The following is a 22,581-nucleotide window of genomic DNA, read 5'->3' as shown; positions in this document are numbered from 1 at the left end:
TATTCTACCCTGTTACCATGCCTACAGATGAAAGTTCAACATTTGAATCAATTTCATTGTAGGAAACAACGATAAGATCCTTTACATAATCTTGTGTTAAACCTTTGAAATACATTCGAACTATTGGAGATGTAACAACAATAGGTGTTTTTCCCATATCCTCAAGTTTTTTGATTTCTTCCTCAAGGGAAGCAATAATTGCTTTAATACGTTCTGGATCAAGTGTAAGATATGCTCCTTGTTCCGTCTGTTTAATTGATGCCATAATATCCTGCTCAACCTTAGGATCAACAGTAATTACTTGAGTGACCTCATTAGGTGCAAAATATCTGCCTGATATTGCTCGCTTCAATCCCTGACGAACATACTCGGTAAGTACGTCTGTGTCATGAGTAGTTGTTGCATGATCTGCCAATACTTCGAAAATAGAAAGCAAATCTCTGATTGAAACTCCTTCTGAAAGAAGATTCTGCAATACCTTCTGAACATCGCCCAATCCAAGCAGCTTAGGAATAAGCTCTTCAACAATAACTGGATTGCTCTCTTTAAGATTATCAATAAGATTCTGAACATCCTGGCGAGTAAGCAATTCTGCTATGTGACTTCTAATAACTTCGGTCAGGTGTGTAGCAATAATTGATGGTGGATCTACTACTGTGTATCCAAGTGATTCTGCTCTTTCACGCTGACTTTCTGTTATCCAAATAGCTGGAAGATGGAATGAAGGCTCAAAAGTAGGAATACCTGTAATTTCCTCTTCAACGTAACCTGGATTCATGGCCATGTAATGATCAAAAAGGATTTCTCCTTCTGTTACCTGTATACCCTTAATCTTAATAATGTATTGATTTGGATTAAGCTGAATATTATCTCGCAATCGAATAATAGGAACTACAGTACCTAATTCAAGTGCAATCTGTCGCCTAATCATAACAACTCGATCCAACAAATCGCCGCCTTGATTAACATCCGCAAGAGGGATAATACCGTAACCAAACTCTAGCTCGATTGGATCAACCTGAAGCAATGAAACAACATTTTCCGGCTTTCGAATTTCCTCTGCCTCGGTTTCTTCTGCAGCAACCTCCTGCTCTATCTCCTCCTCGCCAAGTGTCTTTGAAATAGAATATCCTGTGATAATAAATGCTGCACCAAAGGCAAGGAACAATACCCAGTTAAGTGGTGTAGCTATTCCAAGGAATACCATAGCTCCACCGACAATATATAAAACCTTTGGTATTCCAAATAACTGCTTTACCAAAGTGCCTGAGAAATCTGCTGCCTTTGAGCCCTTTGTAACAAGAATACCTGTTGAAAGAGATATCAAAAGTGAAGGGATCTGTGATACAAGGCCATCACCGATTGTAAGAATACCAAACTGCTGAATCGCCTCAGCAAATGGCAGTCCCTGGTTCATAATGCCAAGTACTGTACCACCAGCAAGGTTGATAACTGTAATAATAAGACCTGCTGTAGCATCTCCCTTTACGTACTTTGTAGCACCGTCCATAGCTCCGAAGAATGCTGATTCCTCTTGAATCTTGTCTCTTCGTCTTTTGGCCTCTGCATCGTCAATTGCTCCGGTATTCAAATCCGCATCGATAGCCATCTGTTTACCAGGCATAGCGTCCAAAGTGAATCGTGCTGATACTTCAGCTACACGCTCAGAACCTTTATTGATAACCATAAACTGGATGATAATCAAAATAAGGAAAATGATGGCACCAATGACAAGGTTATTACCACCAACGAAACTACCGAATGTTGATACAACGTTTCCTGGATCACCTGTTGAAAGAATCAGTCTGGTTGATGAAACGTTAAGGGAAATTCTAAAAATAGTAGTAAAAAGCAAAAGTGTAGGGAAGAATGACATATCCAAAACTTCCTGCACAAACAATACATTCATCAATATAATGAGTGCTATTGAAATGTTGAAAGCAATCATTATATCAAGGATAAAATTGGGGATAGGAATTACAAAGAATGTAACTGCAGCTAGCAAATACAATGCAATACCAACGTCAGCCTTTTTAACTGAAGCAGTTAAATCCATAAGCATCCCCCTTTCTCAAAAATTATTTCTAAACAGCTTTATTTCGCTGTGTGTATACAACTGCTAGGATTTCAGCAACAGCCTGATATAGCTCAGGAGGAATAACCTCATCCACATCTACCGTTGCATATAGCGCTCTGGCAAGTGGCTTATTTTCCATGATTGGAACATCATTTTCGGCAGCCACCTCCCTAATTCGTTTTGCTAAATAATCTTCACCTTTAGCAATAACTTTCGGAGCTTCATCCTTTTCATTGTCATATAAAATTGCAACAGCCAAGTGTGTAGGGTTTGTAATAACTACATCAGCCTGAGGCACATTTTGCATCATACGCCTTTGCGAGCTTTCCATCATCCTACGTCTCTGCTGTCCTTTAATCTGAGGATCTCCCTCGGAATTCTTATATTCATCTTTGACTTCTTGCTTGGTCATTTTCATATCATCATTGAATTTCCAGCGTTGATATGCATAATCAGCAAAGCCAAGAACTATATACACTATACTAATCTTCATACCAGTATCCACGATAATCTGGAAAATAAGGCTCAGCGCTTGTTTTAAAGCAACATCATATAAAATAAATAAGTTATTAGCCTGATCCTTAATACTAGTATAAGCAATGTAAACTATCAAAAATATCTTTGCCAATGCCATCAAAAGGTTAACAATTGATTGCTTTGAAAAAATACGTTTAAATCCACTGACTGGATTAAATTTATTAAGCTTTGGCTCTAATGGTTTCATAGTAGGCTTCCATCCTACCTGCACAAGATTAGCAACAAATCCTGTCACAAAACCTATAGCTAAAAATGGTAAAAGAACAATAAAAGTCTTCGCTACAAGGATTCTAAATATTCCACTTATTGTGCCAATAGTCATACCATCACCATTCATAGCTACTATATCTGGTATTATAGCATATATCCAAGCAAATATATCTTCTATACGTGTTCCAGCAAATCCAAGGAACAATCTAAGCCCCAAAAAGAATCCCAGCAACGCAATACCATTAACAATTTCCTTACTTTTTGCAACCTTGCCTTCTTTTCTAGCATCAGAAAGCTTTTTACTGGTAGGTTGTTCAGTCTTCTCTCCGCCTTCACCATCTGGAGCAAAGAATTGAAGATTATATGGAATTAAAACCTGATAATTATCCCTCATCAATAAAGCCCCTGAATAAATAGAGTTTGCATCTTTTTCATTTCTTTGAAAATAAATGCAGCAACGTCTGGTAATAGGAAAATTGTTAAGAACAATACTACAAAACCAACGATAATTTTAAGCTGTGCACCAACAGAAAACATATGAATCTGTGGAGCAACCTTAACCATAATTCCAAGTATTGCATTAAGTATCATAATTACAGCAAATACTGGAAGAATAATTCTAAATGCTATTACAAAGATTTCTGTAATAAACATAATGGTAGAACTAAGAAGGGAATCCCATCTAAAAATCGTTCCACCAATTGGAATCAGTGTGTACGCATCACAAAATGTCTTAAAGATATATCTATGCATTCCAGACAATACAAGAAAAATCATAATGAAATTGTTGTATAAGGTACCTGTAACAGAAACCTCTGTCTGAAGTGTTGGATCATACTCCTGAGCCATAGATAGACCTATATTCATGTCTATCATGTTACCAGCCAACAGGATAATGAAATTGCAGCAATATGTACTGAATCCAATTAATAGCCCTGTTATTGCTTCTTGAACAACTAAAAAAGCATATCCTGTAACAGTAGAATAATCCAAGGCGCTAAAATCAACTACGAAATAAAGAAGCAGTGAAACAAGTGCCGAAAAACCAATTTTTACTCTGGCCGGCGTATTACTTGTGTTGAAAAAAGGCGCCACTACTACAAACATGGATATGCGGGTAAGGAGCAATAAAAAGTATTCAAAATTTTGTAATGTAAAATCAATACTAAACATCCATCTAGCCTAAGTAAATACTAAAATTAGCCCATAATTGTGTGATATATTCCGTCAAAACTGTAAGCATCCATGGGCCGAAAAACATAAGCGCAGCAAATACTCCTACTATCTTTGGAATAAAGGTGAGAGTCTGCTCTTGAATAGATGTGACCGTTTGAAAAATACTGATTATAAGACCGATTACTAGAGACACTAGTAAAAGTGGTAATGATGTAATCAGAAGAATGTATATAGCATTCCTGATAATGTCCAAGACCTGTCCTTCAGTCATAACCTATTCTCTCCTTAATAATTCTAATAGAATGTCTTGACTAACCCGCCAATAACAAGATTCCATCCATCTACCAATATAAACAACAATATCTTGAAAGGTAGGGATATTGTGGTAGGCGGAAGCATCATCATACCCATTGACATAAGTACAGATGCAACAACCATATCTATAACAATGAATGGAACATAAATTAGAAATCCAATAATAAAAGCTGTTCTAAGCTCAGATAAAATAAAAGCTGGAACAACGACAGTAAATGGTACAGAATCGTAGTCATCTACTTCATACGAAATGCCAGCAATATCACAGAACAAATCCAAATCCTTTGTCTGTGTCTGACCATACATGAACTCCCTAACAGGTGCAATTGCATTGTCTATTGCTTCGTCCTGAGTGATTTCACCTGCATCAAATGGATCAATCGCTTCTGTCTTAATCTGCGTAAGTACAGGCGACATAATGAACAAAGTTAAAAACAACGCCAACCCAATCAAAATCTGATTTGGAGGCGCTGTATTGGTTCCAATAGCAGCGCGGACAAAATGTAAAACAATTACGCATCTGGTAAAGGATGTTAGCATTATCAGAATCGAGGGGGATAACGTAATGATTGTAAGAACTAACAGCATTCTAAGAGTAGCCGTAAAGTTTCCATCTTCGCCATCAAAGCTAAGCGTAAATCCTCCGCCTCCAACAACCTCGTCTGAAGCATTTGGTGCATTATCTGTTGCACCGTAATCCTCATTGTCTGCCCCATATTCTGCACTATATTCAGTTGCATGTACAGTTGTACTACTCATAAAAAGGGCGTAACAACCAACCATAGCTGTGATGACCAAGCTAAAGATTACGTACGCCTTCTTGAATTTACTCATAACATTCTGCCCAATCAGTTAATTTTTCTTTCTTGAAAGATTATCTAAAATCGATTTGAAATCTACTGGCATCTGTACAGATGTATCAGTAGTATCCAGTTCTTTAAGTTCAGATGAGGATAATTCCCCTAAAAGGGTAACTTCGTCTTTGCCAACTGCAACCACGAAATATCTATCCTCACCTGCCCTAATAATCTGAACATATTTATTGGTTGCAAGTCTGATGCCCTCTACAATCTCAAGATTTCTATTGAGCCCCTGGGACTTTTGATAACCTGCAATCCACTTAGTGACAAACGCAGTAAGTGCAAGCACTCCTACGAATACCACTAAAGCAAAAATCAATTGAAAGATGCTCTCTCCAACCGCTGAAAGAAATAGCATGATTAACCGATAACCTTCTTAACAGCCTCAAGAACACGCTCAGCCTGGAATGGCTTAACGATGAAATCCTTGGCACCAGACTGAATAGCCTCGATAACCATTGCCTGCTGTCCCATTGCAGAGCACATGATAACGCATGCATTAGGATCCTTTTCCTTGATAGCCTTAAGAGCCCCGATGCCATCCATTTCTGGCATTGTGATGTCAAGAAGAACGAGATCTGGAGAAAGCTCTGAATACTTTTCAACAGCAATCTTTCCGTTCTCAGCCTCTCCGACTACGTTGTAGCCATTCTTTGTGAGAATGTCCTTAATCATCATTCTCATGAAAGCAGCGTCATCACAGATTAAAATGTTTTTTGCCATGTCTTCATCTCCTTAAATATATTTATTCTTTGATAATTTCTGTTATTCGTACGCCAAAAGACTCTTCGATAACTACTACCTCGCCTTTTGCCACATACTTGCCATTAACAAGTACATCTATTGGTTCACCGGCTATTTTATTAAGCTCGATGATGGTACCTGGTGCAAAATCCAAAATATCTTGGATTGTTTTGTTTGTACGACCTAATTCTACTGTAACTTCCAAAGGAACGTCAAGAATCAAGTCGATATTCTCCTGAGCGAACTGAGCTGCAAAGCCTGGTCCAAATGGAGTAAACTGTGCCGGTTGTACATTTACCTGAGGTCCAGGAGCGTACATATATGGCATCATAGGTTGTCCCTGCATTGGCTGTCCCTGCATCATATTTGGGTCCATCTGAGGTGGTGCCTGCATTTGAGGTGCAGCCTGTGGAGCAGGTGCTGGTGCTGGTGCAGCTTCTGCAACACCGTCATCAACTGTCGAATTGGAATCAGATTCCATATTGTTCAGAACAGAACCACACATTTCCTTGGCAAGTGAGATTGGATACAACTGCATCATCTCACTGTCTACCAATGTTCCAATTTCCATCTTGAAAGCAATTCTTACGAAATTGTGTTTCAAGAATTCATCTATCTCTCCACCGTCTATCGTAGCTAAATCTGTAAGCTGCGCTGTTGGTGGTGAAATATCTACCATTTTGTTCAGCATTGATGACAGTGAGGTTGCACTAGCTCCCATCATCTGATTCATCGCCTCTGAAATAGCTGATAAATGAAGATCAGAAATTTCACCATCTGTATTGGTTCCATCTCCGCCCATCATCAGGTCGGTAATGACCTTAACATCATTTTCTTTTAATACAAGAACGTTGCTACCATCAATACCCTTTGTATATCCAATACGAACAACTACACAAGAGTTGTCGTAACCAGATGCTAATTCCTGCCAGTTTGTTTCGCTAACAACTGGTGTTGAAATCTCAACCTTTTGATTAACAAGAGAAAATAAAGTTGTGGCCGCACTTCCCATGCTTATGTTGGCAACTTCACCGATTGTATCGATTTCCTGCTCTGAAAGCTCTCCGCCACCAGATGATGGCTCGCCAGCTGGGGCATCGGGGATTCCGCCACTAAGTAGTGCATTTATCTCATCCTGTGATAATACACCATCGCCCATTCTACTGTTCCTCCCTTATAATTTGTGTCACTCTAACCGCATAATCTTTGCCTGATGCTCCCGGAAGGGCTTGGAACTTCTTAATATCTCCCACGAAAACATCCAACTCATCGTCGACTTTTGTATCAAGTCTGACTATATCTCCAACCTGAAGCTGTGAAAAATCCGCAACGGTAATTGTGCTATTGCCAAGAACTGCCTTTACAGGTATCTTAGCGTGATTAATTAAAGCTTCCACAGCATCTGAATAGCTTTCACCTGTTTTCTCCTTCTGACTACTATACCAGAACTTTGTGTTCAATTTGTCCATAACTGGCTCTAATGTAATAAAAGGTAAACAAATATTCATAAGACCTTCTACATCGCCAATTTTAATATTGACTGTAACAATAGCAATCATCTCTGAAGGGGATATAATCTGAGCAAACTGTGAGTTTGTCTCAATTCGCTCAAGTCTTGGATGTACATCCAAAACGTTTTCCCATGGTTCCCTAAGCAAGTCTACGCATGATGTCATTACTCTCTCAATAATGAGAAGCTCTATTTCTGAAAAGTCTCTAATCTTATCAAGAGGTTCGCCCTCTCCGCCAAGCATTCTGTCTACCATGGCAAAGCCAAGATTAGAAGCCATTTCTACGATAATATTTCCCTCAAGGGGAGAAAAATCTACAATACCTAAAAGAACTGGATTTGATAGAGAATTTGAAAACTCCATGTATGTAACAGCTTCCGAGTTCATAACCTCTACCTGTATATTCTTTCTGAGGAATATAGGCAAGTTTGTTGATAACAATCTGCCATAATGCTCAAAAATAATTTCCATTGTTCTAAGGTGTTCCTTAGAAAACTTAGAAGGTCTAGCAAAATCGTAGTTCTTTACTGGTTTTTCTTTATTGTTTTTAATCTCCTCGGCGTCAAGCTCACCACTGGTCAACGCATTAAGCAGATTATCTATTTCGTTTTGTGAAAGAACGTCTCCCAAGCTTTCTCACCACCATTCGTCCCAATAATTTCTACTTACAGATTACTGTTTCTGATAAGTAGCACTAGAGAAGTTCACTCTAACGATAAATGAAGATTTAAATAAGGTCTGAAGCTCTTCAAGAATCTCTTCTTTGATTTCATCTTCATTATCTATCATTTCCTGAACTGTATGCTTTTTAATAACTGAATTTATTTTATCACTAATGATATTGTCCTGGGCCGTCAAAGTACCATCAGCTGCATAAGTAGCGTAATCTTCGTTTGTGCTGTCAAGTGATAATGATATACCAAGCACTGCATATCCATCAACAAGGTTGATTGTAAGTGTCTCGCCACCATTAACAGGATAATCTACCATATCAGCCACATCAATACTAAGAGATCCAGCTGTATCTCCTGCTTGCAAATCCAAATCGATTGCAGAGCACACCTTTGTGATCAGCTCATTGGCCTTTTGTGTCTCAGGAATAATAGTAATTGTAAGAACCGCTGTAAGAACAAGATTCACAACAACCAGTGCCAGTATAATTACTGTAATCAAATTCTTTTTCATGATTTGCCTTTCTACTCGGCTATATCTGACGAGTATGAATTATATATTTTGATTTCAACGCGTCTATTTCTAGCGCGTCCTTCTGCTGTACTATTGTCAGCAATAGGTACATACTCTCCTCGTCCAGCTGATTTAATGTATGCTGGATTCAAATCTGTGACTTCTCTGATTCTATCTGCAACATAAAGTGCACGATACATTGAAAGCACATCATTGTTTTCATAAGTTCCAGATGACATTGGAACATTATCTGTATGACCTTCTACCTCGATGATATTGTTATCATACTGAGCAAGTATCTTTGAAAGATTATCTACAATAGTAAGGGCATCATCTGTAAGAACTGCCTTACCTGAATCAAACAGTAACGCACCATTGATGGTAATCATTACATAGTTTGCATTAAAATCTACTTCTACCTGGTCTTGAAGACCATATTCACTAAGCTGAGACTCGATTTCTTCTGCGATTGATTCGCTTTCGCCTGCACCAGCTTGTTCAAGGGCTTCCTGAGCTTCCTCTACAGAAACTCCATTAGAACTAACATCCCCTTCATTTGTAGCGGAGCCGTCCTCTGATTGTTCTCCCTCGTTTTCATTTTCACTTGCGCCTTCTTTTTCATACTGTTCATCATCGCCATCATGAACACTATTGAAATAGTCGTCAAACATCTCAAGCTGACTGATACCTGATGATATCATCTGGCCCTCACCAATTGAGGTACCGCCCTGAGAAAAAATACTAAAGCTAGACTGAATACTTGCAATAACTTCCTGAAACTTTTCTGTATCTGTACTAGACATAGAGAAAAGTAATACGAAGAAACATAGTAGCAAGTTCATCAAGTCTGAGAAGGTGGCCATCCAGGCAGGAGAACCAGCAGGAGCTTCCTCTTGCTTTTGCTTCTTTGCCATTAGCCCTCACCTCCTCCTTCGCCTTCGCCGATAGCACCACGAGATGCAGGTGGCAAGAAGGATTTAAGCTTTTCTTCTATTACACGTGGGTTTTCACCGGCTTGAATTGAAAGTAAGCCTTCCACAGTAATACTCTTTGTCATAACCTCGAGAGAATGGTTAACACCAAGCTTTGTACCGACTGGGCCTGTAAGCCAGTTTGCAATTAGTGAACCGTACAAAGTTGTAAGCAACGCAACCGCCATGTTAGGACCGATTGTTGATGCATCCTCAAGGTTTTTTAACATGTTTACCAGACCAACCAGTGTACCAATCATTCCCCAGGCAGGTCCCATTTCACCCCATTTAGACCAGAAGTTAATAGTTACTTTATGTCTATCCTCCATACAGTCCAAATCAGTTTCAAGAATAGCACGAACCAATTCAGGATCAGTACCATCTACAACCAGATTAATTCCCTTTTTAAGGAATTCATCTTCTATTCCATTGGCAGCTTCTTCAAGTGCCAATATACCTTCTTTTCTGGAAATATTCGCAAGATTTATAATCTGAGATATGCTATCAGCTGGGCTACCAACCTTTGGTTCGTTGATAGCTAGTGTGATACCTTTAAGTCCTCCGATAAAGTCTGGCATTTTGTTACACGCCATACAAGAGGACAAAGAACCACCGATAGTAATAATAACTGATGGAACATCTATGAAGTTTGCCATGGCTGCGACACCACCAGAAGACACGATACCGAAGATAACCATTACGACACCGAGTACTAAACCAGCTAAAGAAGCTATATCCAAAGCAATCACCATCCTATAAAAAATTGAGTAAAAACTAGTAAAATGTATAGAAATACACGGTATACACTTTTGTGATTATTTTACTAGATTTATAAATTATTGTCTACTTTTATCAGTAAAATCGTCTCATATTATTGTGTTTTTTCCATGTCCAAACCACAAAATATAGTTTCTTCACAGAATTTTTAGATTTTCAGCAAAAAAGCCAAGCCTTAACGACTTGGCTTTTAGAGACTATAAATTATTAACGCTTAAGATTAATAAGTTCCTCAAGCATTGTATCTGATACTGTGATAATACGTGAGTTTGCCTGGAAACCACGCTGTGTAGTAATCATATCAGTAAACTCTGCAGACAAATCAACGTTAGACATTTCAAGCTGTCCTGTGTTCATTGCAGAACCATCAGCTGAAACTACAAGTCCAATACCATCGAACTCGCCTGAGTTAAGTGTTGTCTTATAACAGTTATCACCCATTTCCTCAAGACCAGATGCATTAGCAAACTGTGCTACTGGAATCTGCCCTAAAAGAACTGTATTACCATTGCTATATGAACCAAAAATTCGTCCGTCACTTGATACTGAAAGACCTGTCATAGTACCAAGCTTCTTACCTGCTCCAACAGAAGCATCCTCAGATGTACCTCTGTTACCAACAGCTGTAGATGTTCCACCGTTGTCATACATTGTAAGAAGCGAAAAATCAATTGTAACATCTGCCAATGCAGCGTCAGCTCTATTAGGTCCAAGTAAAGAAGTGTTCATTACAAGCTGTGACTGTCCATCTTCTCCTGCAGATGTAAGATTACCTTTGCTTGTATCAAACTTAAGATCATAGCTTATAGTAGTTGTTGTAATAGTAAGTGTAGAATCACTTGCATAAGTAACTCCTGTAACAGTATCATCAGTTGACAAGCCTGCTACTGCAGATGCTAAAGGAATTGATGTTGTTCCATTGCTAAATGTCTGAGAAGCTGCATCGTAAAGATATGGAACAGTTGTATCTCCATTTACATAAAGAGCTAAATCACCAGTAGTTGTATTACCGAATGTGTAGTTACTACCATCTGCAGCTGAATATGTATGATCTACAGGGTTTGTAGTACCAAAAATATCTGACTTGTTTCCGCCATCAGCTACATATTTTGCAAGCAAATCGTTATTATCCTGATCGTATAAGTTAGTAAGCTCTACAGTGTATTCGCCTTTTGTTCCATTTACAAGCTTAAATGAGAACTTAGCTGTGTAAGAATAACCAAGGTTATCATAGATAGTAAATGAACGAACATAACCATTTGTAGAGCTAAACTGTGTATCGTTTTTATCGATTACACCGCTGAAGTTAGCCTGTGTAGTTGCTTCTGGTGCACTTGTAAGATTTTCAGGTGCCATAACTCTAAGTGGAGAAACTGTATCCTGAATAACAACAGGAGTTCCACTAGTAGTATCTGTCTGCCATCCCATTACAAGATAACCAGTTGTTGTCATGGCAAGGTTACCATTACCATCGATATAGAATGAACCAGCTCTTGTAAATACGTTTTCAGAACCGTTATTAACGATAAAGAAATTTGTTGAGTTTGTATCAGAAAGTCTGATATCAAGAGCATCACCAGTAGACTGAGCAGCACCTGATGAAGTAATGGAAATTTTTGTTGCTCCATTAGTAACACCAAGACCTATCTGCTTAGCATTTGTACCACCACGGTTTTCTGTGGCGCCTGATGCCTGTGAAGTTGTCTGATACATAATATCAGAAAAAGTGGTTGAAGATGATTTGAACGCAACTGTGTTTACGTTGGAGATGTTATTACCAATAACATCCATCTTTGTCTGGTGTGTCTTAAGACCTGCAACACCAGAGAAAAGTGATCTCATCATAATGAATGACCTCCTCAAAGCATAATGCTATTGAGGTGACTGTTTGTTCCTTCTGTCAGTCGGGAACAATTAGCTTCCATAAGGTCCAGCTAAACTATAACAGCACCGTCAATATTTGTAAAAATGTTTTCGTCTGATTCAGTCTGATCCATAGCTGTAACTACGGTTTGATTAGGTACATTAACGATAAATGCCAATGTATCAACTAATACTAAAGAATCAGTAATTCCCTTTTCAGAGGCTTTCTGTACGCCTTCTTCAAGTCTAAGGGATTGTTCCTCAGAAAGCTTAATATTTCTATCATCAAGTCTCTGAGTGGCATGCTTTGAAAACTTAAGCTCTGAAGCGCTTTCAAGCTTCTGCTTAAAAATATCCTCAAAGGATGCACCGTTAAGGTTGCCCAGTGGTCTGGACTCTTGAGCTGGGTTAAGATATGTTCCAGCTACCTGCTCAATGGAGGTGAAATTTGGATTAATATTTAAATTGCTCATTTTATCCCTCCTAATTAAGCTTCTTCTACTGCCGCCTCTTCACTTTCTTTATCGGCAGCTTCTTTTGCAGATTTTAGTTTTTCAAACTGTGAAACTACTTCGTTGTACTTTTTGATTAAGTCTTCGTTAACAAATGAAAGGCTATATGCATCCATTGCGTTGACGTAACCAGTTGCTGTAGCAATCTTCTCTTCGTCCTTAAGAGTAACTTCCTCTACCTTTGGAAGTGCATTGATAGCATCTGTCAAAAGACTTGAAAGATACTTAGCAGTGTAGTACTCCTCATCAACAACAGAATCGATTTTAGACATGTCATACAACTTACCATTAACTGATACCTTCATGACATCATCATCGTCTTTTGTGACGTAATCAACCTTGCCTTCAACAGTTTTACCATCAGATGTAAGCGAAACAACCTTTCCAACCATACTGTTGGCCTGAAGGCTTTCCATACTAGATTTAACTGTCTGAAGTGTTTCAATCTGTGTAAATGATGCAAGCTGTGTAACGTACTGACTGTTGTCTGTTGGCTCCAATGGATCCTGATACTGCATTTCTGCTGTCAAAAGCTTTAAAAACATTTCCTGATTATATTCAGTACCGTTGTTTTTAGATGCTGTTTTTGAAGTAGAATTTGTAGTTTCGCTTTTAGTTGCTTCTGTTGAAGCAGTTGTCTTTTTGTACTGCCCATTAGTAAGCGCACCAACTAATAAATCTTCCGCCATTTATTTCCTCCTCCCGTTATGCTTGGAAATCTAATGTATTACCATTATCTTTCATCATCTGAGCTATAAGAATATCTTCTTCCGACATGAGCCCTGTCAAATCATCCATGCTGTTAAGATTAATTCTGCTGCTTCGTTTTTCTGACTGATTTGCCTGTTCATCACGTCTTTGCTCATTTCTAGCATCTTCTTCAAGATTCTTTTCAAACTCATGTGTTCCAACTGAAACTTCGATTGAAGTAACCTTAGCGGAACTATTTTGAGTCATCTCTACACGAAGATTTGCCATTTGAGACTCTAACGCCTGTTTAACTGCATCATTCTCAGTGAAAATTCTTGCAGTTATTTCATCACCCTTTTGAGTGACCTCCATGAAAATCTTTCCTAATCCCTCTGGGTTAAGAGTCATTTCCATTGTTGTAGATTCTGCCTCATTAAGAATCCTAGCCTGTTCAACTAACTGGTTAACAATTTCCTCAGATGAAACTGTCTGACCTGTAGGAAGTGATACCAACTGTTCTTCTGGCGAGAATTGAATCTCGATTCTTGGTTCTCCAAAAATCATTCCATCATTTCGAATAATTGGTTCTGAAGGCTTTGTAGCCTGTTTTAAAACTACGTTTTCTTGAGTTTTAGCATTAGGCTGTTCAAAAGATGAATCTTCTGAATCAGACTGCTTTACATCAACACTTTCTTTTAATGTGATTTGCTGACTTGGTTCTGTATCTTCTGATACAAAATCTGTACTTTCAGAGCTATCCTCAGGCTTAACAATAGTTGTTTCAACCTGGACTGTCGCTGGCTCCTCTGGCATCTCTTCAGCAACCTCAAGAACCTCTTCAGGATTAACCTGGGTAAGGCTTTCGTCCTTAGGCACATCCACATCAATCATTTCCTGTGAAGCATAAGAAATAACAATATCCTTTACCTCAACAAAGGAAATACCTGTTTCTTCAAATAGCTGATTTGTGAGTTCATTAACTACATCAAGAATACCTTTAAATTCATCGCTCATTACTAATGCGATAGAATCATTCTCGCCTGTAAGTGTAGCTACAAGCTGAGCTAAATCCTGAGGATTTAATAAATCGATAACCGTAAGCCCTAAAGTTTCCATTGCTTTTTCAATGTCTTCTTCAGTAACATCCAGCTCTTCCTCAATGACCGCCTTAACTTTGTCTACCGCTTCATTTACCTTCTCAACAACTTCTTCATTTACTGTATCAGGCTTTTCTTCGGCTTTGATAACCTTTGGTTCCTTTGATACACTGAAGGATTTGTTGCTTACATCTGCTTGACTAGAATTATCCGCAGGTGCAGGTACATCACTAGGCTTGATGGCATTCTGCAATGTTTTGTCAAATCCAAATCCTGATTTTGGAAGCTCTGCTTTAGCATCCACAAGATCCACATTGACATTTCCCACTTGAACCAGCAAGTTAGAAACATTGCTACTTGTCATGTGTTGTCCTCCTTTCTTATATTCTCTTTTCAAATTGCAAATATAAGACTAAGGCTCCATCATCTTGGTTATAATAGCTGCATTTTCTTCGGACATAGCAGCTAAAATATCTGCCCTTGTACTAGCGTCCATAGCTGAGAGAATCTCGCATACAAGGTCAAAATCATCTGTCATAGTATCAAATATGGCAGCTGCATCTTTGGCTTTCATGCTTGAATATGCCTTAACATAATCTTCGATTTCTTCATCCGTTTGGATTTGAGAAACCACCTGTTTATAGATAGCTTCAGCATTCTCAGGCTCTATAGACTCATAGTAAGTCTTATATTCATTTATATCGGGTGCATTATCCGAAAAAACAACCTCTTCATAAAATTTTTCTTTAGTTTCTTCGAATGCTGCCTCGTTAGCCTTGTATTCAGCAAGTTCTGCTGAAGCCGCCTCTAATTCTGCAATATAATCACTATTTTGTGTGCCTGTTTCCTTGAGTTCTTCTATTTCCACCTCAAGTTCTTTGATTCGATCTACAGCCTCTTCAACTGTAGTATAAGCTGCATATTCATCTTCTTCTGCCGGGATGTATTCCTCAATACCAGGTAAGATTCGATTAACATATGGTACATCCTTTAAAACAGGAAATAGCACTGTCGAACCAAATCCACCAACGTCCATCTTTACAAGGAACGCAAAAATAACAAGCCAAATCAGAATAATCAACAGCACAACAAAGCCCATGATAAGTTTTCCGCCAATACCTAAGCTTTCCTCATCATCAGCTCCCTCTTCGCCGTTATTCTTAGCATCTTTTTTAGCCTGTTTCTCAGCCTTTTTTGCTTCTTTTTCAGCTTTCTTTGCAGCCTTTGGATCTTCTTCAGTAGTGCTTCCTACTTCTTCTGTTACATCTGCCATAACTTACTCTTCCTCTTTCTCTGCATTAAAATATGAATAACTTACCAACTCATCTGTTATCTTGCTTTCTTCATAATCAAGCTCATCCAGGAACTCCTCAAACGCATGCTCTCTAAGCTTTTCATGCATCTTTCGCTCCATCATGACTTCATTAAGCTTTTTTCTAGCAACTTCCATTGCTTTTTGGGCCTTTGAAAGCTCTATCATTTGATCACGAAGGGCAACCTTCATCGAAGAAATTGCATTTTTGCAGGTTTTGATTTTACTAATATCAATATCACCAATAGAAAGCTCTTTTAACTGTCTTTCATAGCCTGCCTGCTTAATCATCAACTCTCGCAGCTTTTGCTGCTCTTCGTTGAACCTGGCAGTCGCCATTCCAAAATTAGCTTTCTCTTGTTCTTCGATTTTCTGTTTTAGCTCAAGAATGTTTTGCATTCTGTAAACAAACTTCGCCATAATTCACTCCTTATTAATCCTGGAATATAGCTGTCATTTGCTCAATAATATCATCATACTCAAATCTATCATGTGTCTGCTGTAACAAGAATTCGTTAACCGCATCGATCTTTTTAATAGCATAATCAATAGATTTGTTTGAACCATTTTTGTATGCGCCAATATTTATCAAATCTTCTGCTTCTTGATAGGTAGCAAGAACATTTTTAAGCTTACCTGCCACGGCCTTATGCTCTGGTGTAGCTACAGCAGACATAACTCTGGAAATAGACTGTAGCACATCAATAGCAGGGTAATGATTCTTTTGAGCCAACTTTCTGTTAAGCATAATATGTCCATCCAAAATTGAACGGGCTGTATCAGTGATAGGTTCGTTAAAATCATCACCATCAACGAGTACGGTATAAAGACCTGTAATTGAACCAACGGCAGAATTGCCTGCTCTCTCCAAAAGACGAGGCATTTCCGAATATACTGAAGGTGGATATCCTCTTGTAACAGGAGGCTCACCTGATGCAAGGCCGATTTCTCTTTGCGCCATAGAAAAACGAGTCAGTGAATCCATCATAAGAAGGACGTCTTTTCCCTGGTCTCTAAAGTATTCAGCAATTGCAGTAGCTGTCAAAGCAGCTTTCTTTCTGATTAGGGCCGGCTTATCAGAGGTAGCACAAACTACTACGGAACGAGCCATACCTTCTGGGCCCAAATCATTTTCTACGAATTCTCTAACCTCTCGTCCACGTTCTCCAATAAGAGCGATAACATTTATTTCAGCCTTTGTATTTCTAGCGAACATACCCATAAGTGTAGATTTACCAACACCTGAGCCAGCAAAAATACCAATTCTCTGTCCCTTACCTACAGTAATCAAACCATCAACAGCCTTGACCCCTAAAGACAAAGGCTCCTTTATGATTACACGAGACATTGGATCTGGTGGATCAGCTTCTGCAGGATAATTAACCATGTTGTCAAACTGAGTTAAATCATCAACATCCGATGGCACTCCAAGTCCATCAACCAAATGGCCTAATAACTCATTTCCAACAGCAACCTCCAGAGGATGCCCAGTATTTTCAACCATACATCCTACGCCGATTCCCTCTACATTCTCATAAGGCATCAAAAGCAGACGTTTATCTTTAAAACCGACAACCTCTGCTTTTATTCTTTCCTCAGAGCCTTCTACAATGATTTCACATAAATCACGTAGCTTGGCCTCAGGCCCAACTGATTCAATTGTAAGTCCAACTACTTTAACCACCTTGCCGAGAGATTTAAAATAATCCTTTTCAACAAGCTGCATTAGTGAATTTTGGTCCAAATCATTCTCCTTAGTTCAAGGCTTTTATCTCTCTAATAAGATTATCCAGTTCGGTATCAATACTGCAGTCGAAAATTCCACCATCAGTCTCGATAATGCACTGGTCATCATTCAAAAGGGGATCTGCGATAATATCAAGTCCTACCTCAGCTCCTACCTTTCCTTGAATCTCATCTTTTTTGCTCTTTATATATTCTGCATTTGCATCGCTGACCTTGATTTGCATCTGGCCAGTACGCTCAATTTTCATAATACAATGATCTAAAAGATGATATATTACATCCTTTCGACCTGATAACTCTGCAGCAAACACATGCTCAAATACAGGAAGGCACATTTCTACGATTTCTCGCTCCATTTGAAGCTGACGCTCCATATATTCATTTTGGACACGTTCAACCTCTGCTCGCATTTGTTGCTGAGCATCTTGCAACTCAAGAGCAGCTCTTTGAGTACCTTCGTTGTATCCTTCTTTCTCGCCATCCTGACGAGCAAGATTTTTCATAGCATCAGCATTAAGCTGTGCTGCATTAAGAATCTCCTGAGCCTGAGCATTCGCATCATCAATAATAGCCTGTGCTTGATTTCTGGCGTCTTCCAAAAGCTCTTCTACCTGAGCAGATACATCCGGCTCATCCTTTTGCATGATAGTATCGGCTAAGCCTAAGAACTCATCAGCATCCATTCCATCAGGAATTTCCTCGCCAGCTTCACGCATAGCTGCTAAACGACGCTCTCGCTCTTCTTCGAGAAGCTTCGCTTTATATTCTCTTTCTTGTTTAAGAATCAGCTGCTTAGCTAATTCATTTGAGTCAATTACAAGCTGATCAGTTTCGCCTTCCTCATCTGGAACATTTGGTGCAACCTGGAAGCCGTAAATGACATTATTACTAGACAACAAGCTCGTCTCCTCCACCTCTTGAAATTACAATCTCTGCGGAATCCTCCAGCTTTCTGATTATACCTACAATCTTCTGCTGTGCTTCCTCTACATCTTTCATACGTACAGGGCCCATGAATTCCATATCTTCCTTGATCATTGCAGCAAGACGAGAAGAAAGGTTCTTGAATATAGCCGCCTGAACCTCATCATTTGCTCCCTTAAGAGCCACACCAAGATCAGAGTTATCAACATCTCTAAGAACACGCTGAATAGCTCTATCATCAAGAAGCAAGATATCCTCGAATACGAACATCTTCTTTCTGATTTCTTCAGCAAGCTCTGGCTCTTCGATTTCCAGAGACTCCATGATACGCTTTTCTGTACCACGGTCTACTGTATTCAAAATGTTTACTACCGCATCTACACCGCCGGCGATAGTGTAATCCTGATTGATAAGTGAAGAAAGCTTTCTTTCAAGCACTCGCTCAACCTCTTTAATAACTTCAGGACTGGTTCTATCCATCATAGCAATACGCTTCGCAACATCAGCCTGCTTTTCTGGAGGCAAAGCACCGATAATAAGGGATGCCTGACCAGCAGACAGATATGACAGAATCATAGCAATTGTCTGTGGATGTTCGTCCTGTATGAAGTTCAACACCTGAGAAGGCTCGGTCTTTCGAATGAACTCGAATGGTCGAACCTGCAAAGATGCAGTAAGCTTTGTGATAACGTCCTGAGCCCTGTCGTCGCCAAGAGCCTTTTCCAAAAGCTCTTTTGCGTAGCCAATACCACCTTCTGCGATATATTGCTGTGCAAGACAAACCTGATAGAACTCTTCTATAACTTCTTCCTTCAAGGCAGGAGAAATGCTCCTGGTATTAGCAATCTCAAGTGTTAATTCTTCGATTTCCTCTTCCTTGAGATGTTTAAATATCTGAGCAGACTTCTCCGGACCAAGAGCGATAAGAAGTATAGCCGCTTTTTGTACGCCATTTAAATCTTCAGTAGCCATAGCTTATCCCCAATCCTCGTTTAGCCAATTTCTCAAAAGCTGTGCTACAGCCTCTGGTTTTTCGTCTACGAATTTTTCTATTAATATTCGAGCTTCGGACTTCTCTGTATAACCGATGTCCTCAAGCTCTTCTTCCTCTTCCTGTGTAGAAGCAATCAAATCATCAATTGTAAGCTCCTGCTCCACAGGCTCCTCTTCTTCTGTACGAATGCTTCTGAATACAACGAAGCCGAGCATTAAGAAGATAAGTGCTGCAAGTACAATCTGAAGGATATCTGTAAGACCAATTCCTGAACCTTCAGAATACTGGAACATTGGAATCTCGTAAGCTACGATTTTAACGCTTGATGTTGGGAATCCTGTAGCCTGCGCAACTACTTCTACAATATCATCTGTAACCTCAAGCTGAACTGGATCAGAATTTTCTTTTACAAATTCATCAAATGTCTGTCCCAATTCCTCGAGAGTACCGTCGTCTTCCATCTTGTCCTGATTGTAGATTGCATATGTTTTACAGGTAACAGAAATTGAAGAATTTTCAAGCTCTCTCTTACCCATTTCATCTGTGTGATTTGTGATGGTTTCATCTGGAAGATAATCCTTGTAAAATTCTTCTGTTGTGCTTTCAGACTCAGTACCATCCTCGATTACATAAGTAGTATCGTCGTCATTTGAATCTGTACCTGGCACGCCACCTGCACCTGAAGTGTTGGTTGAGTTTGAACCTGACTCACTGTCCAAATAACCTTCTGTACGACCTTCATCTACAGAATAATCGTAAGTAACATAACTGTTTTCATCGAAATTCATTGAAAGATTAACGCCTACAGAAATATCATCGTAAAGGTTTGTTCCTTCCAAAACAGTATGCACTCTATCTACAATTTCACTACTAGCTCTTTCTCGAACATCCTGATTTGCGCTAGCATTTCCTGCAGCTGAAACTGCGTCACCACCGGAGAATAAAACATTACCATTTGTATCCATGATAAAGATATTCTCTGTATCATCATTTCCAAGATTGACAGCAAGCGCTCTAGCTAAGCCAGCAGCTGTATCTCCTGAAATCTGTGAATTTAAATCAAGTGTAACATTGGCGTATGAATCTGCTTCTCTAGCAAGAATTGTTCCATCCTGCTCAGGAATAGTAAGAATAACTGTTGCAGAATTAACAGCAGTCTGAGACTCCAACATTTCCTCAAACTGATTTTCAAGATAAAGCTTATATTTCTTTTGTTTGTCAGCCTCGGTTGTAGAAAAGCTTCCGTCTACAACATCGTTGATAGAGTATCCTGAACTAGGAATATCATTAGATCCAAGTAAAACATTGGCATTAGCTTTATCCTTGTCCTCAATATAGAAAGTAAAGCCATCCTCACTTGTCTCGTATGCGATTCCTTCGTCGTCAAGGAGCTGTTTAACCGATGCTGCCTGCACTCCGTCCTCACACTGAATCAACTGAACCATAGTAGGACGAGAAATAATCACTCCTAATATTATAAATGACACAATAACAACAGCAGTAATTGATACTATCAACACCTGCTGTCTTCTAGTAAACTTTCTCCACCATTCAAGTATTCGATTAATGATAGCTTGAATTTGTTCTGGCATATTGTTCTCCCTTTAATAATACCTAATTAGACCTGCATCTGCATAATCTGCTGATAAGCCTCAAGCACTCTATCACGTACCGCAACTGTATACTGTAATGCAATGTTTGCCTTCTGCTCTGCAATCATCAAATCATGAGTGTTGTCTGTCTCACCAAGCTGAAACGCAACTTCTTCTTTATGAGCCTGTTGAATCTGTGAGTTTGTGTCCTCTAATAAGCTCATAACAGAATTAAGCATGCTTTGAAATCCTGTATCTGCGTTTACTTTTGTTTCGCTTGATGTAACTGGCGTTGCGCCATATAAACTCTGAATAGAACTAACGTCCATTTAATTCTCCTTTAATATCATCCCTGTCCAATTGAAATACCGCTTGTCGCCATTGACTTAATAGCCTGGAATGCAGTGGTATTTGCTTCGTATGCACGGCTGGCATCGATAAGGTTAGTCATCTCTGTAACAGTGTTTACATTTGGATATCTAACGTATCCATTTTCGTCAGCATCTGGATGAGATGGATCGTACTCCATGATGTAGTCTGTCTCTGTATCCTCAGATACCTTCGAAACCTTTACACCATTTCCATTATATGCAGCTGTACTCTCTTTGAGAATATTTCTAAAAGAAGGATTGCCCGCCTTTAACTGTTTTTCCTGAAATGTAACTATTTTACGTGTGTAAGGGCCACCATTCTCTGTACGAGTGGTGTTGACATTTGCAATATTTTCAGCGATAACATCCATTCTGAAACGCTGTGCTGTCATACCTGATGCAGCAATGTCAAAAGGTTGAAATAATCCCATAGCCTTTCCTCCGTTTATTTAACAATCATGCTTATGAAATAACTGACTTGAAACGTCCAACTTCGTTGTTGACACTAGTTGTAAGAGTTTGATATCTGATTTGTTCAGAAGCAAGCTCTACGTTTTCTGTGTCCATGTCAACATTGTTGCCATCAAGTCTGTAAGAATAATTCTCGTAATCTGTATATTCAATGCCATCAACATGATTTCCATCATCGTCTAAGACATTAACTGCTCTTTCCAAGGAACGCTCATGAGTATTGATAAGTTCTTTTCTAAGAACACTCTCAAACTCTATATCCTGTCTCTTATAACCAGGAGTTGTAGCGTTTGCAATGTTATTCATAATAAGTGTCTGGCGCTGCCAGCTCACATCTGCTGTATTATCAAGTAAGTTGATATATCCAAATGCATCTGAACTAATCATATATACAATCCTCCTAGACTAATTTAATTATAAATTATATGTAAAAAAACACAAGGCTTTTTTACATCATGTAGTATATTTTATAAAATCTAAACACAAGAAATAGTGTCCTTCATTCATTTACTCAATTGCCATTAATAGTGTTGTATTTCGCGAATATTATGGAAATATAGAATACAAATCTCCATCTTATTATCACTTTCATCATAAAATAATTTTGTGTTTAAGTTATGAAATATAACAAAAAAGGGACCTACAA

Annotated in this window: 25 protein-coding genes; all 25 read right to left on the bottom strand. The window is 38.9% G+C overall.

Going from position 1 to position 22,581, the window contains the following annotated elements:
• Positions 1-4: 4 nt before the first annotated feature.
• Positions 5-2,056 (bottom strand): flagellar biosynthesis protein FlhA, encoded by a 2,052-nt coding sequence (flhA, locus tag BM102_RS07560; protein WP_044934148.1) that lies wholly within the window; start codon positions 2,054-2,056, stop codon positions 5-7.
• A gap of 28 nt (positions 2,057-2,084) precedes the next feature.
• Positions 2,085-3,218: a flagellar biosynthesis protein FlhB gene (gene flhB, locus BM102_RS07555; protein WP_090480580.1), complete on the bottom strand. Its 1,134-nt coding sequence runs from the start codon at positions 3,216-3,218 to the stop codon at positions 2,085-2,087.
• On the bottom strand, positions 3,218-3,997 hold the full coding sequence (locus BM102_RS07550; protein WP_044934144.1) for a flagellar biosynthetic protein FliR: 780 nt from the start codon (positions 3,995-3,997) through the stop codon (positions 3,218-3,220). Before BM102_RS07550 ends, flhB begins: the two co-directional genes overlap by 1 nt.
• A gap of 4 nt (positions 3,998-4,001) precedes the next feature.
• Complete coding sequence (gene fliQ / locus BM102_RS07545) at positions 4,002-4,271, bottom strand: flagellar biosynthesis protein FliQ (RefSeq protein ID WP_044934142.1); 270 nt, start codon at positions 4,269-4,271, stop codon at positions 4,002-4,004.
• A 23-nt stretch (positions 4,272-4,294) separates the two neighbouring features.
• Positions 4,295-5,149, bottom strand: coding sequence for a flagellar type III secretion system pore protein FliP (gene fliP, locus BM102_RS07540; protein ID WP_044934139.1), 855 nt, complete (start codon positions 5,147-5,149; stop codon positions 4,295-4,297).
• A gap of 18 nt (positions 5,150-5,167) precedes the next feature.
• The gene (locus tag BM102_RS07535; protein WP_177175702.1) at positions 5,168-5,494 is read right to left on the bottom strand and encodes a flagellar biosynthetic protein FliO; all 327 of its coding nucleotides are present in this window, start codon (positions 5,492-5,494) and stop codon (positions 5,168-5,170) included.
• A 41-nt stretch (positions 5,495-5,535) separates the two neighbouring features.
• Entirely contained in the window at positions 5,536-5,898 is a 363-nt protein-coding gene (locus tag BM102_RS07530; RefSeq protein WP_044934133.1) for a response regulator, read from the bottom strand.
• A gap of 22 nt (positions 5,899-5,920) precedes the next feature.
• Complete coding sequence (fliY, locus tag BM102_RS07525; protein ID WP_090480577.1) at positions 5,921-7,078, bottom strand: flagellar motor switch phosphatase FliY; 1,158 nt, start codon at positions 7,076-7,078, stop codon at positions 5,921-5,923.
• A 1-nt stretch (position 7,079) separates the two neighbouring features.
• Positions 7,080-8,060 (bottom strand): flagellar motor switch protein FliM, encoded by a 981-nt coding sequence (gene fliM / locus BM102_RS07520; RefSeq protein WP_033153980.1) that lies wholly within the window; start codon positions 8,058-8,060, stop codon positions 7,080-7,082.
• Between the two features lie 42 nt (positions 8,061-8,102).
• Entirely contained in the window at positions 8,103-8,615 is a 513-nt protein-coding gene (locus tag BM102_RS07515; RefSeq protein WP_044934128.1) for an SPFH domain-containing protein, read from the bottom strand.
• A gap of 11 nt (positions 8,616-8,626) precedes the next feature.
• A complete protein-coding gene (locus BM102_RS07510; protein WP_044934126.1) occupies positions 8,627-9,529 on the bottom strand; it encodes an OmpA/MotB family protein in 903 nt (300 codons plus the stop codon).
• Positions 9,529-10,335, bottom strand: coding sequence for a motility protein A (locus BM102_RS07505; RefSeq protein WP_442960134.1), 807 nt, complete (start codon positions 10,333-10,335; stop codon positions 9,529-9,531). Before BM102_RS07505 ends, BM102_RS07510 begins: the two co-directional genes overlap by 1 nt.
• Before the next feature lie 235 nt (positions 10,336-10,570).
• On the bottom strand, positions 10,571-12,208 hold the full coding sequence (locus tag BM102_RS07500; RefSeq protein WP_090480575.1) for a flagellar hook protein FlgE: 1,638 nt from the start codon (positions 12,206-12,208) through the stop codon (positions 10,571-10,573).
• A gap of 89 nt (positions 12,209-12,297) precedes the next feature.
• Entirely contained in the window at positions 12,298-12,699 is a 402-nt protein-coding gene (locus tag BM102_RS07495) for a TIGR02530 family flagellar biosynthesis protein (RefSeq protein ID WP_044934120.1), read from the bottom strand.
• A gap of 14 nt (positions 12,700-12,713) precedes the next feature.
• Positions 12,714-13,427 (bottom strand): flagellar hook assembly protein FlgD, encoded by a 714-nt coding sequence (locus BM102_RS07490; RefSeq protein ID WP_090394032.1) that lies wholly within the window; start codon positions 13,425-13,427, stop codon positions 12,714-12,716.
• Positions 13,428-13,443: 16 nt separating this feature from the next.
• Positions 13,444-14,889, bottom strand: coding sequence for a flagellar hook-length control protein FliK (locus tag BM102_RS07485; RefSeq protein ID WP_090480572.1), 1,446 nt, complete (start codon positions 14,887-14,889; stop codon positions 13,444-13,446).
• 48 nt (positions 14,890-14,937) lie between these two features.
• A complete protein-coding gene (locus BM102_RS07480; RefSeq protein WP_044934118.1) occupies positions 14,938-15,798 on the bottom strand; it encodes a MotE family protein in 861 nt (286 codons plus the stop codon).
• Between the two features lie 3 nt (positions 15,799-15,801).
• Positions 15,802-16,257 (bottom strand): flagellar export protein FliJ, encoded by a 456-nt coding sequence (gene fliJ, locus BM102_RS07475; RefSeq protein WP_044934116.1) that lies wholly within the window; start codon positions 16,255-16,257, stop codon positions 15,802-15,804.
• 13 nt (positions 16,258-16,270) lie between these two features.
• Positions 16,271-17,581, bottom strand: coding sequence for a flagellar protein export ATPase FliI (gene fliI, locus BM102_RS07470; RefSeq protein WP_305809632.1), 1,311 nt, complete (start codon positions 17,579-17,581; stop codon positions 16,271-16,273).
• A gap of 10 nt (positions 17,582-17,591) precedes the next feature.
• Positions 17,592-18,479: a FliH/SctL family protein gene (locus tag BM102_RS07465; protein WP_090480569.1), complete on the bottom strand. Its 888-nt coding sequence runs from the start codon at positions 18,477-18,479 to the stop codon at positions 17,592-17,594.
• The gene (gene fliG / locus BM102_RS07460; RefSeq protein ID WP_033153970.1) at positions 18,472-19,479 is read right to left on the bottom strand and encodes a flagellar motor switch protein FliG; all 1,008 of its coding nucleotides are present in this window, start codon (positions 19,477-19,479) and stop codon (positions 18,472-18,474) included. The genes BM102_RS07465 and fliG overlap by 8 nt, the downstream gene beginning before the upstream one ends.
• Positions 19,480-19,482: 3 nt before the next feature.
• A complete protein-coding gene (locus BM102_RS07455) occupies positions 19,483-21,093 on the bottom strand; it encodes a flagellar M-ring protein FliF C-terminal domain-containing protein (RefSeq protein ID WP_090480566.1) in 1,611 nt (536 codons plus the stop codon).
• A 26-nt stretch (positions 21,094-21,119) separates the two neighbouring features.
• Positions 21,120-21,422, bottom strand: coding sequence for a flagellar hook-basal body complex protein FliE (gene fliE / locus BM102_RS07450; RefSeq protein WP_033153968.1), 303 nt, complete (start codon positions 21,420-21,422; stop codon positions 21,120-21,122).
• A gap of 17 nt (positions 21,423-21,439) precedes the next feature.
• On the bottom strand, positions 21,440-21,895 hold the full coding sequence (gene flgC, locus BM102_RS07445) for a flagellar basal body rod protein FlgC (RefSeq protein WP_090480563.1): 456 nt from the start codon (positions 21,893-21,895) through the stop codon (positions 21,440-21,442).
• A gap of 31 nt (positions 21,896-21,926) precedes the next feature.
• A complete protein-coding gene (flgB, locus tag BM102_RS07440) occupies positions 21,927-22,322 on the bottom strand; it encodes a flagellar basal body rod protein FlgB (RefSeq protein WP_033153966.1) in 396 nt (131 codons plus the stop codon).
• Between the last annotated feature and the right edge of the window lie 259 nt (positions 22,323-22,581).

Source organism: Pseudobutyrivibrio sp. JW11, from assembly GCF_900115355.1.
Taxonomy (GTDB): Bacteria; Bacillota; Clostridia; order Lachnospirales; family Lachnospiraceae; genus Pseudobutyrivibrio; species Pseudobutyrivibrio ruminis.
This window is presented reverse-complemented; position numbering and strand designations above follow the sequence as displayed.